The following is a 267-nucleotide window of genomic DNA, read 5'->3' on the forward strand; positions in this document are numbered from 1 at the left end:
CATTTACTGAGTCTAACAGCGCATCAATATCATCTGGGTCTGTGACATCCGCTGCTGGCGCAGCTTCTTCTGGAGCAGTTTTTTCTGGGGCAACCTCTTCTGGCTCTGTTGCTGCCGCTTCTGCTTTGTCATTTACTGAGTCTAACAGCGCATCAATATCATCTGGATCGGTTACATTTGCTGCTGGCGCTGGCTCTTCAGCAACCGAATCAAGCAATGCGTCAATATCATCTGGATCAGTGACATCCGCTGCTGGCGCTGGCTCTT

Annotated in this window: 1 protein-coding gene; it reads right to left on the bottom strand. The window is 50.2% G+C overall.

Annotated features, from left to right (window positions below; genetic code table 11):
• On the bottom strand, positions 1 to 267 hold a 267-nt coding region (locus KO495_RS11390; RefSeq protein WP_215980530.1), incomplete at both ends, for a hypothetical protein.

Origin of the sequence: Colwellia sp. D2M02 (assembly GCF_018860755.1) — a bacterium.
Classification (GTDB): Bacteria; Pseudomonadota; Gammaproteobacteria; order Enterobacterales; family Alteromonadaceae; genus Colwellia; species Colwellia asteriadis.